Annotated in this window: 1 protein-coding gene; it reads left to right on the top strand. The window is 66.3% G+C overall.

Going from position 1 to position 16,368, the window contains the following annotated elements; translation table 11 throughout:
* Nucleotides 1–13: 13 nt before the first annotated feature.
* Nucleotides 14–16,366, top strand: coding sequence for a type I polyketide synthase (locus tag OG874_RS26800; RefSeq protein ID WP_330249895.1), 16,353 nt, complete (start codon nucleotides 14–16; stop codon nucleotides 16,364–16,366).
* Nucleotides 16,367–16,368: the final 2 nt, after the last annotated feature.

Here is a 16,368-nt window from a genome sequence, read left to right as displayed (position 1 = left end):
AGCTAGAACAACAATGACGAAGCCCGACGATAATACTCAGAAGCTCGCCCAGGCGCTACGTGTCTCACTCAAAGAGACCGAGCGGTTGCGTGCCCGCAACCGCAAGCTCGACGCAGCCCTTCGCGAACCTATTGCGATCGTGGGTATGGCGTGTCGGTACCCGGGTGGTGTCAGCTCTGCTGAGGACCTCTGGAAGTTGGTCTCGGATGGGACCGACGCGACGTCGGAGTTCCCGATAAATCGAGGTTGGGATACCGATCGTCTTTACGATCGAACCGGCGAAACACCGAACACCACTTACACCCGCGAAGGTGGCTTCCTGCATTCTGCGGGCGAGTTCGATCCTGCGTTCTTCGGGATCAGCCCCAACGAAGCCGCGATGATGGATCCGCAACAATTTCTGTTGTTGGAGACCTCGTGGGAGGCGTTCGAGCGCGCCGGTGTCGATCCTGGTTCGCTGCGGGGAAGCCGGACCGGTGTATGGGTCGGCATGATGTACCACGACTATCCGGCCAATGCGAACTCAGGATCTATCGCTTCGGGTCGAGTGTCGTATGTGTTCGGCCTGGAAGGGCCGTCGGTCACCGTGGATACGGCATGTTCGTCGTCGCTGGTCGCGATGCATTCGGCCGCGGCGTCATTGCGGTCGGGTGAGTGTGATCTGGCGTTGGCCGGTGGTGTGGCGGTGATGGCTTCGCCGGAAACGTTTGTGGAATTCAGCCGGCAGCGGGGGCTGTCGCCGGACGGTCGGTGCAAGTCCTTCGCCGACGCGGCCGACGGTGTCGGCTGGTCCGAAGGTGCCGGTGTATTGGTGTTGGAGCGGTTGTCCGACGCCCAACGCAACGGTCATCAGATTCTCGCTGTGATCGCCGGTTCGGCGGTGAATCAGGATGGTGCCTCGAATGGTTTGACCGCGCCCAACGGTCCCTCCCAGCGGCGGGTCATCCGGCAGGCGCTGGCGAATGCGGGAATCACACCGGTCGAGGTCGACGCCGTCGAGGCCCACGGCACCGGCACCACCCTCGGCGACCCGATCGAAGCCCAAGCGCTGCTCGCCACCTACGGCCAAGACCGAGATCCGGATCGTCCACTGTGGCTGGGGTCGTTGAAATCCAATATCGGTCACGCCCAGGCCGCAGCGGGCGTGGGCGGTGTCATCAAGATGGTGATGGCGATGCGGCGCGGCGTGCTGCCGCGGACGCTGCATGTGGATCAGCCCAGCACCAAGGTCGACTGGTCCGACGGGCATGTGCGGTTGCTGACCGAGCCGGTGCCGTGGCCGGTGACAGATCGGCCGCGACGTGCCGGTGTGTCGTCGTTCGGTATCAGTGGCACCAACGCACACGTCATCGTCGAACAAGCACCGGCTGCGGTGGCGGAGCAGGCTGCGCTGCCGGTGGTCGAGCCCGCTCCGGCCGGTGGGTTGCTGCCGTGGGTGGTTTCGGCGCGTAGTGGTGAGGCTCTTGCGGGTCAGGCTGTCCGCCTGGCGTCACATGTGGACGATCACGACGCGGACCCGGCCGATATCGGTTTCTCGCTGGCGTCCACACGCAGTGTTTTCGAGCATCGTGCTGTGGTCGTAGCCGAGGGTCGTGATGGTCTGCTCGCGGGAGTGCGGGCGCTGGGTCGCGCCGAAACCGTTCCGGGTGTGGTGTCCGGTCGTGTGGTGGCGGGCTCGACGGGTCTGGTGTTCTCCGGTCAGGGTGCACAGTGGGCCGGTATGGCCGCCGAGCTACGCAATGCGTTCCCGGTGTTCGCCCAGCATTTCGACGCGATCGTCGCTGAGTTGGATCCGCTACTGGCACAACCGGTTTCGCTGAGCGCGGCATTCGCGAGCGATGACCTGGTGGATCGGACGGTGTTCGCGCAGGCGGGGTTGTTCGCGTTCGAGGTGGCGTTGTTCCGGCTGCTCGAGTCCTGGGGTGTCCGTGCGGATGCCGTGGCGGGTCATTCGATCGGTGAGGTCGCTGCTGCCCATGTGGCGGGCGTGTTGTCGCTGGCGGATGCGTGTGTGCTGGTGGCCGCGCGGGGCAGGTTGATGCAGGCGCTGCCGACGGGTGGGTCGATGGTGGCTGTCGGTGCGTCGGAGGCCGATGTGCTGCCGTTGCTGGTTGGTGGGGTGTCGGTCGCGGCGGTCAACGGTCCGTCGTCGGTGGTGCTCTCGGGTGTCGAGGACGATGTCGCCGCTGTCGTCGAGGCATGTATCGAGCGTGGTTGGCGCACGCATCGATTGCGGGTCTCACACGCTTTCCATTCGGTGCTGATGGAGCCGATGCTAGCCGAATTCGCTTCGGCGATAGAGGGTTTGGCGTTCGCTCGGCCGAGCCTCCCGTTGGTGTCCACGGTGACTGGTGCCCGCGTCACCGATGAGATGCGTGATCCGTCGTATTGGGTCGGTCAGGTCCGTGACACGGTGCGGTTCGCCGATGCGGTCGCCGCGATGGCAAGTATGGGTGTGTCCCGGTTCGCCGAGGTCGGGCCCGATGCGGTACTGACCCCGATGGTCGCCCAGACCCTCGACGACAGGGCGGCGGCCGCGACTGCGGCGGTGGTGGCGCTGGCGCGTCGAGGCCATGCCGATCCGTCCACGGTGTTGGGTGGGGTGGCCGGGTTGTTCGTCTCCGGCGCCGAGGTGGACTGGGCCGGTTGCTACGCCGGCACCGGAGCCCAGCGAATCGACTTGCCCACCTACGCTTTCCAACACGTGCGGTTCTGGCTCGATGCCAGGCAGATGCTGGCCCAGTCGTGGCTGGGAGTTGAGCTGGGTGGGGTCACCGCTGTAGGGCTGGATGTGGTGGATCATCCGTTGCTGGGTGCGATTGTGCCGCACCCGGATTCGGGTGGAGTGAGTTTCACGGGCCGTTGGTCGGTGGACTCGGTGGAATGGCTGGCCGACCACAGCGTGCTCGGCACCGTGTTGCTGCCGGGCACCGGGTTTGTCGAGCTGGCCGGTTACGTCGGTGGTCTGCTGGGCTGCCCTGTGGTGGACGAGCTCGTTCTGCACACCCCGTTGACCTTGCCGTCCGACGGCAGTGTCTCGGTACAGGTCGTGGTGGCCGCCGCCGATGAGGCTGGTCGTCGACGGTTGAGTGTCCATTCCCGGCAGGCGAGCGAGGGGCCGTGGGTTCTCCACGCCGAGGGTGTTCTCGCCCCGGGCGAGGTGGTGGCTGATTTCGACCTCACTTCCTGGCCTCCGGCCGGTGCGCAACGGCTGGACATCGATGGGGTTTATGACGAGCTGCTCGATGTCGGGTACGGGTACGGCCCGTTCTTCCAGGGTTTGCAGGCGGCGTGGCAACGCGGCGATGAGTTGTTCGCCGAGGTCGCTCTGAGCGATGCGCGGGAAGCCGAGGATTTCGGGATCCACCCGGCATTGTTCGACTCGGCCTTGCATGCCGGGATAGTTCACGGTCTTCGCGGCGGTGGCGAGGGCTTCCCGGCGCTGCCGTTCACCTGGAACAGGGTGGTGCTGCATTCGGCCGGTGCCGCCGCGGTGCGGGTTCGTATCGTGCTGCAAGGCAACAGATTCGCCGTGCAGATGGCCGATGAGCAGGGCCGGCCGGTGCTGTCGGTAGGCGCTCTGGTTACGCGGCCGGTGTCGGCCGAGCGTCTGGGCGCCGACCGGGTAGCGCAGGCCTTGTTCGGTGTCGATTGGGTCGCTGTTTCGTTGTCGTCGTCGGTGAGTGTCGAGCCGCACCGCGTGGCGGTGCTCGGTGGGGACCAGAGCTCTGCTGGAGTGCGGCACTATCGCGATCTCGCGGCGTTGATCATCGATCTCGATGCGACTCCCGATTCGGTTGTTCCTGACATCGTGTTGCTCGAGTGCTCCCGCCACGACGGTCCGCCGCCGCAGGCCGCGCGGCAGGTCGTAGCCGAGGTCCTCGACACCGTCCAGCGTTGGGCGGCTGAAACTCGTTTCGCCGGTTCGCGTTTGGTTGTGCTGACCAGACAAGCGGTGACCACTGCCGACTCCGAGCAGGTGCGCCTGGATCAGGCGCCGGTGTGGGGGCTGCTGCGTGCCGCGCAGGCTGAACACCCGGGGCGATTCCAGCTTCTCGACCTCGATCAGGACGACCTGGATCAGGACCGTGACCCGGTCTCTGTCGCGACCGTGGCAGCGGCTGCTGCGGCGGAGCCGGAGGCTGCGCTGCGGGGTACGAGCGTGTTCGTGCCACGCTTGACCCGTCACGCACCCGGCGCGATCGTTCGGCTGTCCGAGCCTGGCACCGTGCTGATTACCGGTGGTACCGGTGGTCTGGGCGCGGTGATCGCTCGCCATCTTGTGACCGAACACGGTGTGGGCCATCTACTTCTGACCTCTCGCCGTGGCCTCGATGCTCCTGGCGCTGCAGAACTGCGTGCGGAGTTGGTCGAGCTCGGTGCCGAGGTCACCATTGCCGCGTGCGATGTGTCCGATCGGGACGCACTGGCGGCACTGCTGGATACCATCCCGGCCCAGCGTCCGCTGGTGGGTGTGGTGCATGCGGCAGGAACCGCCGATAACGGCGTGATCGAGTCGATCACGCCGGACCGGATCGATCATGTGTTCCGGCCCAAGGTCGATGCGGCGTGGCATCTGCACGAACTCACCCGCGATCACTCGTTGTCGTTGTTCGTGTTGGTGTCTTCCGCGGGTGGGCTGGTTCTGGCCGCCGGTCAAGCCAACTACGCCGCGGCGAATGTCTTCCTCGACGCCCTCGCCGCCCATCGAAACAGCCTGGGACTGCCCGCGACCTCCCTGGATTACGGACTCTGGGCGAGATCGAGCGGGCTCGGCGCGGAGCTGTCCGAGGACGACTTCGATCGGATGCGCAGGCAGGGCTTCCCGCCGCTGTCCGAGGCCGAGGGTCTGGCGCTGTTCGACGCGGCGATAGCCACCGATACCGCCCAGTTGGTGGCGCTACGGATCGAGCCTGCCGTGCTTCGAACCCGGGGCGAGCAGATCCCGGCCCTGGTCCGCGCGATCGCACCGATCCCTGTGCGTCGGAATACTCGAACCCCAGCAGGTCAGGCATTTGCGCAGAAGCTGGCCGGCCTCTCTGATACCGATCGCAAGCGCGCCCTGCTCGACCTCGTTCGCTCGGTAGCTGCCGAAATCCTCGGGCACGCCTCCGTCGATGCGGTTGAACCCGATCAAGCGTTCCAGCAGCTCGGGTTCGACTCGCTCAGCGCTATCGAGTTCCGCAACAAGCTCAATGCCGCGACCGGTCTGCAATTGCCCGCCACCCTCATTTTCGATCAACCCAACCCGCAGATCGTTGCCGACTTCATCGATTCCCAGCTCACCGGCACCGGGGCCGTCGATGAGCTCGCGGTCAGCCGGGTCCGAGCCGACGACGAGCCGATCGCGGTGGTGGCGATGGGCTGCCGCTTCCCCGGTGGTGTCGCGTCGCCGGAGGATCTGTGGCGTCTGGTCGTCTCGGGGGCCGATTCCACCGGTGAGTTGCCGGTGGATCGAGGCTGGGACATCGAGGGCATCTACGACCCCGAACCCGGTAAGGCGGGCAAGACCTACACACGTCGCGGCGGGTTCCTGTATTCGGCGGCCGAGTTCGACGCGGACTTCTTCGGGATCAGCCCGAACGAGGCCGCGGTGATGGATCCGCAGCAGCGGTTGTTGCTGGAGGTGTCGTGGGAGGCGTTGGAGCGTGCCGGTGTGGATCCGGCTGTGTTGCGTGGCAGTTCGACCGGCGTGTTCACCGGTGTGATGTACCACGACTACGCGCAGGGCAGGGCCGCCGGGAGTTTGGTCTCCGGCCGGGTGTCGTATGTCTTCGGCCTGGAAGGGCCGTCGGTCACCGTCGACACGGCGTGTTCGTCGTCGTTGGTGGCAATGCATTTGGCCGCGCAGTCATTGCGGTCGGGCGAGTGTGATCTGGCGTTGGCCGGTGGCGTGGCGGTGATGGCGACACCGGAGATGTTCCTCGAGTTCAGCAGGCAGCGGGGATTGGCGCCGGACGGGCGGTGTAAATCCTTCGCCGATGCGGCCGATGGTGTCGCCTGGTCCGAGGGTGCCGGTGTCCTGGTGTTGGAGCGGATGTCCGACGCTCGCCGCAATGGTCATCAGGTTCTCGCGGTGATCGCCGGTTCGGCGGTCAATCAGGACGGTGCCTCCAATGGTTTCAGCGCGCCCAATGGTCCCTCGCAGCGGCGGGTGATCCGACAGGCTTTGGCCAACGCCGGGGTCTCGGCGGTGGACGTCGATGCGGTCGAAGCCCATGGCACCGGTACCACTTTGGGTGATCCGATCGAGGCGCAGGCGTTGCTGGCGACCTACGGCCAGGATCGTGACCCGGATCGTCCGTTGTGGCTGGGATCGTTGAAATCCAACATCGGTCACGCGCAAGCCGCCGCCGGTGTGGGTGGTGTGATCAAGATGGTGATGGCGATGCAGCACGGCGTGCTGCCCCAAACCCTGCATGTCGATCAGCCCAGCACCAAAGTCGACTGGAACGAAGGCCACATCCGGTTGCTGTCCGAGTCGGTGCCGTGGCCGGAGGTGGATCGACCGCGTCGTGCCGGTGTGTCCTCCTTCGGACTCAGCGGCACCAACGCCCACCTCATCGTCGAACAAGCCCCGGTAGCGGACCCGGCTCCGGTGCCGGTGGTCAAGACCGTCCCGGCCGGTGGCGTGCTGCCATGGGTGGTCTCGGCACGCAGTGAGCAGGCTCTTGCTGATCAGGCTGGGCGTCTGGCATCGCATGCCGACGACCACGACCCGATCGATATCGGCTTCTCGCTCGCAACTTCGAGAGTGTTGTTCGACCACCGGGCAGTGGTGCTGTCACCCGAACGCGACGGCCTTCGGGCCGGCACACAAGCGCTGGGTCGCGCCGAGTCCGTTCCGGGTGTGGTGTGCGGTCGTGTGGTGGCGGGCTCGACGGGTCTGGTGTTCTCCGGTCAGGGTGCGCAGTGGGCGGATATGGCTACTGAGCTACACGCGGCATTCCCGGTGTTCGCCGAGCATTTCGACGGGATCGTCTCCCGCCTGAATCCATTGCTGGGGCAGTCGGTTTCGCTGGATTCGGCATTGGCGAGCGATGACCTGGTCGATGCGACGGTGTTCGCGCAGGCGGGGTTGTTCGCGTTCGAGGTGGCGTTGTTCCGGCTGCTCGAATCTTGGGGTGTCCGTGCGGATGTCGTGGCGGGTCATTCGATTGGAGAGATCGCTGCTGCCCATGTGGCCGGGGTGTTGTCGCTGGCGGATGCGTGTGTGCTGGTGGCGGCGCGGGGCAGGTTGATGCAGGCGCTGCCGACGGGTGGGTCGATGGTGGCTGTCGGTGCGTCGGAGGCCGATGTGCTGCCGTTGCTGGTTGGTGGGGTGTCGGTCGCGGCGGTCAATGGTCCGTCGTCGGTGGTGCTCTCGGGTGTCGAGGACGATGTCGCCGCTGTCGTCGAGGTGTGTGTCGAGCGTGGTTGGCGTACGCATCGGTTGCGGGTGTCGCATGCTTTTCATTCGGTGTTGATGGAGCCGATGCTAGCCGAATTCGCTTCGGCGATAGAGGGTTTGGCGTTCGCTCGGCCGAGCCTCCCGTTGGTGTCCACGGTGACTGGTGCCCGCGTCACCGATGAGATGCGTGATCCGTCGTATTGGGTCGGTCAGGTCCGTGACACGGTGCGGTTCGCCGATGCGGTCGCCGCGATGGCAAGTATGGGTGTGTCCCGGTTCGCCGAGGTCGGGCCCGATGCGGTACTGACCCCGATGGTCGCCCAGACCCTCGACGACAGGGCGGCGGCCGCGACTGCGGCGGTGGTGGCGCTGGCGCGTCGAGGCCATGCCGATCCGTCCACGGTGTTGGGTGGGGTGGCCGGGTTGTTCGTCTCCGGCGCCGAGGTGGACTGGGCCGGTTGCTACGCCGGCACCGGAGCCCAGCGAATCGACTTGCCCACCTACGCTTTCCAGCGCCGGCGCTATTGGATGGCCGAAGGGTCCGCTGGTAGTGGTGACGCTCGGGCGATGGGCCTGGTGGCTACCGGACATCCCTTGGTTTCGGCGGTGCTGTCGCAGCCGGACTCCGATGTGGTCTCTGTCAGTGGCAGATTGTCGCTGCAAACGCATCCATGGCTGGCCGATCACCGGGTTATGGACACCGTGTTGTTCCCTGGCACCGGTCTTGTCGAACTCGCCATGCACGCCGGGGAGCGGGTGGGCTGCTCGGTCCTGGATGAGCTGGTTCTGCGGGCGCCGCTGGTGCTGTCGGAGTCGGCAGGGGTCGCGGTGCGTGTTGTCGTCGGTGGCGAGGACAGCGCGGGCCGTCGCGGGGTGCGAATCTTCTCCCACCCCGATGATGATGTCGATTCGTCGCGGTCGTGGACGCTGAACGCCGAAGGCGTGCTCGCGTCCGGATCTGATAGCGCGGCTGTGGATCTGGTGCAGTGGCCGCCGGTCGGAGCGACCGCGGTCGATATCGATGGTGTCTATGACTCCCTCGATGCGCAGGGCTATCACTACGGTCCCGTGTTCCAGGCGCTGCGGTCGGTGTGGCGCGCAGCGGACGGGGTCTACGCCGAGGTCGAATTGCCCGAGCAGGCCCGATCCGAGGCGGAACGGTTCGGTGTGCATCCGGCGCTGCTCGACGCCGCTTTGCATGCCTTGCGATTCGCCGACGACAAGCCTGCGGCGGGGGCCGGGCCGGCGTTGCCGTTCGAGTGGTCCGGTGTCACCGTGCATGCGGCCGGGGCCGACGCGTTGCGTGTTCGGCTCACCCGTATCGGTGAACACGGTGTCGCTCTGGATCTCGCGGACCCGACGGGCGCCCCGGTGGCGACCGTGCGGCAGCTGGCTTCCCGGCCGATCGATCCCGCACAACTCACGGCAGGCACACCCATTGCCCGTACCGCTCTGTTCCAGGTCGGTTGGACGCCGATCTCGGTGTCCGAGGCCGAAACCGCCGCTAGCGACTACTTGTCTGGTCGCTCGAAAGGGTCAGTGGTGGGATGGGCAGATCTCGGTGACGAGGTGGTTCCACAGGTCGTGGTTCTGGACTGCCCGTCGGGTAATGATCCCGCCACCATCCACGCTGCGACGCACGAGGTTCTCGAGGTCCTCCAGTCCTGGACTGCGCAGGATCGGTGCACCGAATCGGTCCTCGTAATCCGCACCAGCGGTGCTGTCTCGGTAGCCGGGGAAGACATCACGAACCTGGCCGGTGCGGCGGTGTGTGGTCTGGTTCGTTCCGCACAGGCGGAAAATCCTGGCCGAATCTTGTTGCTCGACACCGATTCCGAACTCGGTGCGCCGCTGGGCGCGATCGTGGCCGCGGCCGAACCTCAGGTGGCCGTGCGTAATGGGCAAGTACACATCGCGCGGCTGGCCCGTGTCGATTCCACCTCGGCTGTCTCCACCGAAACCGCTTCGGCGACTATCTCTTTCGACCCGGACGATACTGTTCTGATCACCGGTGCCAGTGGTCTGCTCGGTGGGTTGTTCGCCCGGCACCTGGTCGCCACACAGGGTGTTCGGCACCTGTTGTTGTTGAGCCGGCGCGGCGAGTCCGGTCCTGCTGCTGCCGAATTGCGAATGGAGTTGCAGCGTCTGGGTGCCGAGGTCGAGTTCGTCGCGTGCGATGTCGCCGATCGTGATGGACTGGCGCAGGTGCTGGCCAACGTGCCTGCCGGTCATCCGCTGACCGGTGTGTTCCATATGGCCGGCGTGCTCGATGACGGTTCCATCGGTTCGCTCACCGCGGATCGGATGGACACGGTGTTGCGGCCCAAGGTAGATGCTGCCCTGCACCTGCACGAACTGACCGCCGATCTGCCGTTGAAAGCGTTCGTGCTGTTCAGCTCGGCGGCCGGTGCGTTCGGCAACGCCGGGCAGGGCAACTATGCCGCGGCCAACTCCTACCTGGATGCCCTGGCGGCACACCGCAGGGCCTCGGGCCGGAGCGGTCAGTCTTTCGCCTGGGGTCTGTGGGACGGCGGTATGGCCGGGGAACTCAGCGATGTCGACCGGCACCGCATGTCTCGTTCGGGCCTGTTGCCGCTCTCGCAGGAACAAGGCCTCGCGCTGTTCGACGCCGCGACAGGGATGGACACGGCGACGCTCGTGCTCGCCCGTCTGGATCTGAACGCCATGCGCAGTCCAGGGGTCGTCGTGCCGCCGCTGTTCGCTGGTCTGATCCCTGCTCGCCGTAAAGCGGCCTCGGCTGCCGCCACGGCACTACGCGCTCGGTTGACGAACACTCTCGACAGCGAACGCCTCGGCGTTCTCGTCGAGATCGTCCGTGGTCAGGTCGCGTCGATTCTGGGTCACCAGAACGCGAGCGCCATCGCTGCCGACAAGGCCTTCAACGAGCTGGGCTTCGATTCGATCACCGCCGTCGAGTTCCGCAATGCCCTCAACACCGTCACGGGTCTGCGGTTGCCCGCGACTCTGGTATTCGACTATCCGACACCGCAGGCTCTGGCCAAGTATCTGGCCGACGAGTTCACCGGCACCAGCCAGGACATCGTGGTCACCGCCAGCAGATCTGTCGACGACGACCCGATCGCTGTGGTCGGAATGGCCTGCCGTTACCCCGGCGGGGTTACCTCCCCTGAGGAACTCTGGGAACTGGTCCGTATCGGCGAGGATGCGGTATCGACGCTCCCGGTCGACCGAGGCTGGGATATCAACGGCATCTACGATCCCGAACCCGGCCGCGCGGGCAAGTCCTACACCCGGGAAGGTGGGTTCCTGCACACTGCTGCCGACTTCGACGCGGAATTCTTCGGGATCAGCCCGAACGAAGCCACGATGATGGATCCGCAACAGCGGCAGCTACTGGAAACGACCTGGGAGGCGTTGGAGCGCGCCGGTGTGGATCCGGCGGTGCTGCGTGGCAGTTCGACCGGAGTCTTCACCGGTGTCATGTACCACGACTACGCCCAGGGAAGCGGTAGCAGCGCTACCGGCAGCTTGGTCTCCGGGCGGGTCGCCTACACCCTGGGGTTGGAAGGCCCGGCTGTCTCGGTGGATACGGCATGTTCGTCGTCGCTGGTGGCAATGCATCTGGCCGCGCAGTCCTTGCGGTCGGGTGAATCCGATCTGGCCTTGGCCGGTGGTGTGGCGGTGATGGCGACCCCGGAGACGTTTGTGGAATTCAGCCGGCAGCGCGGGTTGTCGCCGGACGGTCGGTGCAAGTCCTTCGCCGACGCGGCCGACGGTGTCGGTTGGTCCGAAGGTGCCGGCGTATTGGTATTGGAGCGGCTGTCCGACGCGCGGCGCAACGGTCATCAGGTGCTCGCGGTGATCGCCGGTTCGGCGGTGAATCAGGATGGCGCGTCGAATGGTTTGACTGCTCCGAACGGTCCGTCGCAGCGGCGGGTCATCCGGCAGGCCCTGGCGAACGCCGGAGTCGCACCGACCGAGGTCGACGCGGTGGAGGCCCATGGCACGGGTACCACGCTCGGCGATCCGATCGAAGCCCAAGCCCTGTTGGCCACCTACGGCCAAGACCGTGCCCCGGACCGCCCGCTGTGGTTGGGGTCGTTGAAGTCCAATATCGGTCACGCCCAGGCCGCGGCGGGTGTGGGTGGTGTGATCAAGATGGTGATGGCGATGCGGCACGGCGTGCTGCCGCGGACGCTGCATGTGGATCAGCCCAGCACCAAGGTCGACTGGACCGAGGGGCACATCCGATTGCTGACCGAGCCGGTGCCGTGGCCGGAGACAGATCGGCCGCGACGTGCGGGTGTGTCCTCGTTCGGTATCAGCGGGACGAATGCTCACGTCATCATCGAGCAGGCCCCGATGCCGGTGGTGGCTCCGGAGCCGGTGGCCGAGACTGTCCCGGCCGGTGAATTGCTGCCGTGGGTGGTTTCGGCGCGTAGCGGTGCGGCTCTCACCGGTCAGGCTGACCGTTTGACATCGCATGTGGGCGAACACGATCCGATCGATATCGGTTTCTCGCTGGCGTCCACGCGTGCTGTGTTCGAGCATCGCGCGGTTATCGTCGCCGACAACCGTGATGGTCTGCTCACGGGTGTGCGGGCGTTGGCTGACGGTGTGCAAGCACCGGGCGTGGTGACCGGCCGCGCGGTGTTGGGTTCGACGGGTCTGGTGTTCTCCGGTCAGGGCGCGCAGTGGGCCGGTATGGCCACCGAGTTGCGCGCGGCATTCCCGGTGTTCGCCGAGCATTTCGACGGGATCGTCGCGCGCCTGAATCCATTGCTGGGGCAGTCGGTTTCGCTGGATTCGGCGTTGTCGACCGAGGATCTGGTCGATGCGACGGTGTTCGCGCAGGCGGGGTTGTTCGCGTTCGAGGTGGCGTTGTTCCGGCTGCTCGAATCCTGGGGTGTCCGTGCGGATGTCGTGGCGGGTCATTCGATCGGCGAGATCGCTGCCGCCCATGTGGCGGGCGTGTTGTCGCTGGCGGACGCGTGTGTGCTGGTGGCGGCGCGGGGCAGGTTGATACAGGCGCTGCCGACGGGTGGGTCGATGGTGGCTGTCGGTGCGTCGGAGGCCGATGTGCTGCCGTTGCTGGTTGGTGGGGTGTCGGTCGCGGCGGTCAATGGTCCGTCGTCGGTGGTGCTCTCCGGTGTCGAGGACGATGTCGCCGCTGTCGTCGAGGCGTGCGTCGAGCGTGGTTGGCGTACGCATCGGTTGCGGGTGTCGCATGCTTTCCATTCGGCGTTGATGGAGCCGATGCTGGCCGAATTCGCTTCGGCGATCGAGGGTTTGACGTTCACCCGTCCGCGCATTGCGTTGGTGTCCACGGTAACCGGTGCCCGGGTCGAGCACGAGATGTCGGAGCCGTCGTATTGGGTCGGTCAGGTCCGTGACACGGTGCGGTTCGCCGATGCCGTCGCCGCGATGGCGGGGATGGGTGTGGCTCGGTTCGCCGAGGTCGGCCCCGATGCCGTACTGACCCCGATGATCGCCCAGACGCTCGAAACCGCGACCACAATCCCTCTGACCAGACGAAACAACGCCGACCCCGCGACCCTGCTGACGGGCCTCGCCCGGTTGCACGTCACAGGTTCGACGGTGGATTGGACGAGCTACTACACCGGCACCGGAGCCACGAAGACAGATCTACCGACATACAGCTTCCAGCACCGCCGCTTCTGGACAACAGGCCAACTGCACACAGGAGAGGCATACACGCTCGGTCTGCGGTCCACCGAACACCCCCTGCTCGGCGCGGTGGTGGCGCAGCCGGAGAGCGGGGGCGTCAGATTCACCGGCCGCCTGTCCACGGCCACCCATCCCTGGCTGGCCGATCATGACGTGCTCGGTACCGTGCTGCTGCCCGGCACCGGATTCGTCGAGCTGGCCGTTCACGCCGGAGATCAGGTCGACTGTCCGGAACTGGAGGAACTCACTCTTCGTGCGCCGCTCGTGCTCCAGGGGCATGGCGGAGTGCAGATCCAAGTGATCCTCGGTGACGGTGACGAGACCGGTCGCCGACGGCTCGACATCTACTCGCGCAAGGATGACGACGATCCGTCGTTCCCGTGGACGCACCATGCCGAAGGTGCGGTGAGCCCGGGCCGGGAGACCGACCAACCGGAAGGCTGGGCCGACTTCGCTCAGTGGCCACCGGTCGGTGCCGCGGCGGTGAGGTTGGATGGCGCGTACGACACACTCGCCGACAACGGGTACAACTACGGGCCTGCTTTCCAAGGGTTGGTAGCCGTGTGGCGCCGCGGCGAGGACATCTTCGCTGAGGTCGCTCTGCCCGAGCAGACCTCTACCCGAGGCTATGGCGTACATCCGGCGCTGCTCGATGCGGCCATGCACGCACTGTCCTTCAGCCTTCCCCAGGGCGTGGACGAGGACGCCGAGCGGCCGACCCTCGTGCCATTCGCTTGGTCTTCGGTGCGTGTGCACGCCGACGGCGCCCGGCGGGTGCGGGTTCGGTTGACCTGGCTGAATCCGGGGACGGTCGCCCTGACAATGGCCGATTCCGGTGGCGCGGCAGTGCTGTCGGTACAGTCCCTCGCGTTGCGCCCGTTGTCCCTCGAACTGCTCTCGGCTTCAACCCGGTCCGGGCACGACGCGCTGTACGAGATCACTTGGCGGCCCGGCCCGGAGCTGCGATCCGTGGCAGGAGTCTCGTGGGCCGAGTGGAGCGCGGCGGAGTCGTCCTCGGTCTTGCTCTTCCGGCCTCCGGTCGACGGCGTCGAAGTGCCGGTCCGCCTGCGGACAGCTTTGCACGCCACGCTCGGCGTCATCCAGGAGTTCCTGAGCGAAGAGCGCTACGCCACACGCACTCTGGCTGTGATCACCGACAGCACGGCCGACCCGGCCGCGGCTGCGGTGTGGGGTCTGGTGCGCGCGGCGCAGGCGGAGAACCCGGGGCGGATTGTGCTCATCGAGGCCCCTGCAGCGATAACGACGGATCATCTTGTCGCCGCGGCGAATACGGGGGAGCCGGAACTGGCTGTCCATGCGGAGGGGACACGGGTGCCGCGGCTCGTCCGCGCCGGATCGCCCGAATCGGAGCGGCCGGCACCCTGGGATTCCGAACGGACTGTGTTGATTACCGGTGGCACCGGCGGGATCGGTAGCCACCTCGCCAAGCACCTGGTGAGCGAGCACGGTGTGCGACACCTGATGTTGGTCGGCCGACGCGGACCTGCCGCGGCCGCGGATCTCATCGAGGAACTCGACGCTCTCGGTGCCCGGGTTCGCGTAGCCGCCTGCGATGTCACAGACCGTAATTCGTTGCGAGACCTGCTGGCCTCGATACCCGCGGCGCATCCGCTGGGCGCGATCGTCCACGTGGCGGGCGTTGCCCACAACGGACTGGTCGACACCTTGACGCCGGAGCAGATCGACTACTCCCTGGGTGCCAAGGCCGACGCCGCCTGGTACCTGCACGAGCTCACCCGTGCAGCCGGGCTGTCCGCCTTCGTGATGATCTCCTCGGTGGCAGGCTCGATACTGCCAGCGGGTCAGGGCGGCTATGCGGCGGCCAACCTGTTCCTCGACGCGCTCGCGACCTACCGTCACGCCGAAGGTTTGCCGGCCACCTCGCTCGCCTATGGCCTGTGGGATATCGACACCGGCCTCTCGCAGTGGCTCAGCCAGGCCGACCGGCAGCGTATGCGTCGCCAAGGTCTGCCGCCACTGGCTGCGGACAAGGCGCTCGAATTGTTCGATGCGGCATTGTCTTCGGAGCGTCCGGTGCACGTACCGGTCGAGATCGACCTGGCCGCACTGCGTGCTCGGGACGCGGTGCCCGCGCTGCTCAGTGACTTGGCCAAGCGAGCCGGGCGGCGGCAGAGCACCGGAATACAGGATGCGGGTGCACTCCGCAGGCGACTGGCACAACTCTCGGAGTCCGAACAGGAACAGTGGCTTCGGACGCACATCCTCGAGAACGCTGCCAGACTGCTGGGACATGAGAGCGCTGATGCACTCGACCCCGAGCGGGACTTCCTCGAATCGGGGTTCGACTCACTGGCTGCCATGGAGTTGCGAACCGCGCTCAACGCTTCCACCGGCCTGACGCTGCCGACCGCCGCGATCTTCGATCACAAGACGCCGGCGGCGCTGGCCCGATATCTGCAGAAGGAGCTCACCGCAGACTCACGGGGCCATGAGCACGTTGGCGACGACGACTCGTTGTACGGGATGTTCCGTGGCGCGGTATCGAATGGCCAGGCCGGCAAGGGCTTCGCCTTGTTGAAGGCGGCGGCGGAGCTGCGCGAGCAGTTCTCCGCGGCACATGAACTGGACCGGCTGCCGGTGCCTGCGCGACTCGCCGCGGGCCCCGCCCTGCCGCGAATCATTTGCCTCACGCCGCCACTGGCCACCGGCGGCGCACATCAGTACGCCAGGATCGCATCGCACCTGCGAACGGCCCGTGACGTTTTGGCGCTGCCGCCGATCGGTTTCAGTACGGGGGAGCCAGTGCCGACGACGCCGACGGCGGCATTGGAAGGATTGGCGCGCTGCGTCCTCGAGGCGGCGCAGGGCGATCCGTTCGTTCTCCTCGGGTATTCCTCGGGCGGCCTGTTGGCCTACCTGGTCACCGAGTACCTGGAAGCGGCTGGTGGCCCGGCGCCCGCCGGCGTGGTCATGTTGGACACCTACAAGGTGCACGACGATGGCGAATGGCTGCTTCGGGCGATGGCTGAACACATGGTGTCGAACGAAGCTACGTTCGGTCGCTTCGACCCGGCCCGGTTGACCGGCATGGGCCGGTATGTGGAGTTGCTACAGGAGATGGCGCCCAGCTCCGTAGTCACGCCGACGCTGTTCATCCAATGCGCCCAGTCATTCCTGGGGAGCTCATCGGATCGTATGGACTGGCAGGCCGAACCGTGGGATGCAACGCATACCGTTGTGTCGCTACAGGCCGACCACTTCACGATCCTGGAGGACGGCTCAGCGGATGCTGCCGAAGCGATCGAGGGCTGGCTCGAGAGCTAGGA

It is taken from the genome of Nocardia sp. NBC_00565, assembly GCF_036345915.1.
Taxonomy (GTDB): domain Bacteria; phylum Actinomycetota; class Actinomycetes; order Mycobacteriales; family Mycobacteriaceae; genus Nocardia.
The sequence above is the reverse complement of the archived record's forward strand: the minus strand, read 5'-3'. Positions and strand labels throughout refer to the sequence as shown.